General features: G+C 51.1%; 4 protein-coding genes. All 4 read left to right on the top strand.

The window, feature by feature from the left end; translation table 11 throughout:
* The first annotated feature begins 326 nt into the window (after window positions 1-326).
* Window positions 327-683 carry a hypothetical protein gene (locus tag Q0256_RS10735; protein ID WP_297962900.1) on the top strand — a complete coding sequence of 119 codons (357 nt, stop codon included), beginning with the start codon at window positions 327-329 and terminating at the stop codon, window positions 681-683.
* Window positions 684-745: 62 nt separating this feature from the next.
* Window positions 746-1,459, top strand: coding sequence for a hypothetical protein (locus Q0256_RS10730; RefSeq protein ID WP_297962897.1), 714 nt, complete (start codon window positions 746-748; stop codon window positions 1,457-1,459).
* A gap of 84 nt (window positions 1,460-1,543) precedes the next feature.
* Window positions 1,544-1,969 carry an ecotin family protein gene (locus tag Q0256_RS10725; protein ID WP_297962894.1) on the top strand — a complete coding sequence of 142 codons (426 nt, stop codon included), beginning with the start codon at window positions 1,544-1,546 and terminating at the stop codon, window positions 1,967-1,969.
* Window positions 1,970-2,153: 184 nt separating this feature from the next.
* Window positions 2,154-2,855, top strand: coding sequence for a YbaK/EbsC family protein (locus Q0256_RS10720; protein WP_297962892.1), 702 nt, complete (start codon window positions 2,154-2,156; stop codon window positions 2,853-2,855).
* Window positions 2,856-2,872 lie beyond the last annotated feature (17 nt).

Raw genomic sequence — 2,872 nt, 5'->3', positions numbered from 1 at the left:
TAAAATTTAAAGTTTCAAGCGGCGCATACCGTCGCGCCGAAACGCATTTCATCGAGCCTTAAATTTTAAAATTTCGGTCGCGAGCTTTCGGATTTTAAAATTTAAACGGCGCTGGGCTTTGAGGTACAGCGCGAATTTTGCGGCGCGGTAAAATAGCAGCGCAAACGATAAAAAAACGGCGCTAGCTAGGTAGAATTTTATAAAAGGTGAAATGCGGCGCGCCGTATTTAGGACGCAAAAAGCTTAAACGGGCTTAGGAAGTAAATTTCGATCTAAATTTAGGCGAGACGCCAAAAATTTTAAAATTTAAACGCAAGGAGTGAAAAATGGATGTTTTGCAGAGTTTCGGGCGAGAGTATGTGCGGCAGCTCAGAGACGGGTCGCTGGCGTGGTTGGACGGGGTCGTAAGCGGGCGGATGAAAGGAGCGCGATGCGAGCGGCTGTATGCATCGATAGCGGACTTTTCGCCGCAGCAGAGGGAGGCGCTAAGGACGCTTTGCGCGCATCTTACCGATCACGTCCTGCATGAGACGCTAAGCTTTTTCGAGCAAAGCGAGCGCTGGCGGCTTGCAGACGAGGCGGGCGAAAATCTAGCCGAGCTCTCGGACGGGCTTTGCGGCGAGCTCTACGGCGAGGACGGCTGGATCGAAAAATTTAGCGGCTATCCCGCGAGCCTAAAATAATGCCCTACGGATTACGTGCCTGAGCACCCTGCTTTGAGCCAAAATTTATTTGAAGGGAAAATATGAAAAACTTATTTCTAGCCGCGCTTGCAGCATTAGCGCTTAGCGGCTGCGCGGGCTTAAAATGCGGCGCAAAAGACGGGCGAGACATCGCCGAGATCGACGTGCCCGAAGATGGCTGGACGAGATACCTAGGCACCGACGGCGAGATCAAGGAGGTCGCATTTTTCACGGCGTTTTTCTCCAAACAGTTCCGCCCGCACCCAAAAGATGGCGAAAAGATCGGCTTCGTGCTTACCAAAAAGAGCGGCGAACGCATACCGATAAGGCTCGGCAATATGTATAAGGCGGCAGACGGCGCATTTGCGCTCGCGGATCTTGACGCGCAGAGCGACGTATGGGGCGGAGCGGAGGAGCTACAAGGAGCAAAACGGGTGAAATTTTATAAATTTCAAGAAGGCAGCGTCAAAGTGACGGACTATGAGGCGCAAGGCGGGCTTTGCGAGGCGTTTTACGCAGGCGAAAAGATAAGCGTCAAAAGCGTGCTAAGCCGCCGCACGAGCAAGGCTGGCGGAGCTAACGGCGAAATTTCCACCGCGCAGACGCAGGGCGAAATATCGCGCGACGTCGTCAAGGCTTTAAACTCGCGCGAAAAGCCCTCGCCGCAAAGCTCTAGCAAAAATTTAGCGAACAAAAAGAGCGCCGCGCAAAAAACCGATAGCGAGGCGTTAAAATCAGAGACGGAGGCGCTAAAAAATATTATCTGCTACAGATAAAAACGAAGTCGATTGAAATTTCAGTTTAATGAGTAAAAATTTTGCTAAAATTTTGAATAAAAATATCTTTTTAAGGAGTAAAAAATGAGAAAAAGCGTTTTATTTTTCCTATTGCCGCTGTTTTTGTTCGGCGGCGAGGCGAAGAAGCAGCTAAACGTCTTTGAGCTAACGCCGTCAAAGATGCCGCCGCAGCAGTTTAAGGTCGAAGCGATCTTTTCGAAAGAGATTAAAGCCGACTGCAACGACGCGTATCTGATCGGCGGCAAAATAGAGCAAAAAGAGGGCTCGGACGGGCTTTATTACGAGTTTAGCGGCGGCAACGAACTTGCTCAAACGCTGATGCTGTGCAAAACCGAGAAGCAAAAAAAATGGGTCTATTATGAGCTTGGAGCGCCTTTTTTCTACACTCCGGGCGAAATTAGAATTTTGGCGCCCAAAGACGTAAAGGTGGAGCTTAGAATTTACGAGCTCGTAGAGAGCAAAAAGCCCAAAATCCGCAAGATGAAATAATTTCGCAAGAAGCAAGGCGGACCGAGCTTATACGTGGCGGAATTTCCACCGCGCAATAGATATTTCATCGCACAATGGGTTTGCGCGCAGGCGAGATAAATCCTACGGCGAAGAATGGAATTTCGGCATCGATGGGTCGTTTGGTTAAAATTTCAGTATAATTTCGCAAAAACAAGGAGAGAGCATGTCAGAGAGAATTTTTGAAAGCCTAAAAGAGCTTTTGACGCAGCAGGGGGCGCGCTTCCGCGTCGTAGCTCACGAAAGCGCGGGCACCTCCGCCGAAGTCGCCAAAGCCCGAGGCACGCAGCTAGGTCAAGGCGCAAAGGCGCTGGTTTGCACGATCAAGGGCTTTAAGGACGGGCAAATTTCTTTCGTGCAAAATTTAAATTTAGTAAGCGCCGATGACGCGCAAAACCCCAACGCTTCTTGCGTTGCAACCGCTCAAGGCTGCGAAAACGGCGCCTGCGCGGGAAATTTAACTTTAACCGCCGATCAAATTTGCGCCAACGTGCCGCAGCAGCTGAAGCTTCCTAGCGACAAACCCGCGGGCAGAAACGGCAGAATCTACGTCCTAGCGGTCTTCGCAGCCGATCATAAAACCGATCTAAAGCGCTTGGCAGAGGGGCTCGGCGGCACGAAAGCGTCGCTCGTAAGCCCCGATGAAGTGGGCGATCTCACGGACTGCGTCATCGGCTCGGTGCCGCCCTTTAGCTTCCACGACAAGCTGCTGCTAATCGCCGATCCGTCGCTGTTCGGACGCTTTGATGAGATCGCTTTCAACGCGGGCTTGCTTGATCACTCGATCATTCTAAACGCGCAGGATTACGCGCGCATTGCAGCTCCGCACATCGTAAGCTTTACCGAAAAGGCGCAGGACGGCGAATAACCGCCCTGGTCCCGGTC

The sequence above is a fragment of the uncultured Campylobacter sp. genome, from assembly GCF_937949835.1.
GTDB lineage: Bacteria > Campylobacterota > Campylobacteria > Campylobacterales > Campylobacteraceae > Campylobacter_B.
The sequence above is the reverse complement of the archived record's forward strand: the minus strand, read 5'-3'. Positions and strand labels throughout refer to the sequence as shown.

What these genes read in the sequence shown, in the direction of transcription:
- Q0256_RS10735 (WP_297962900.1), top strand. Translation starts at nt 327, where the DNA reads ATGGATGTTTTGCAGAGTTTCGGGCGAGAGTATGTGCGGCAGCTCAGA.
- Q0256_RS10725 (WP_297962894.1), top strand. Translation starts at nt 1,544, where the DNA reads ATGAGAAAAAGCGTTTTATTTTTCCTATTGCCGCTGTTTTTGTTCGGC.
- Q0256_RS10720 (WP_297962892.1), top strand. Translation starts at nt 2,154, where the DNA reads ATGTCAGAGAGAATTTTTGAAAGCCTAAAAGAGCTTTTGACGCAGCAG.
- Q0256_RS10730 (WP_297962897.1), top strand. Translation starts at nt 746, where the DNA reads ATGAAAAACTTATTTCTAGCCGCGCTTGCAGCATTAGCGCTTAGCGGC.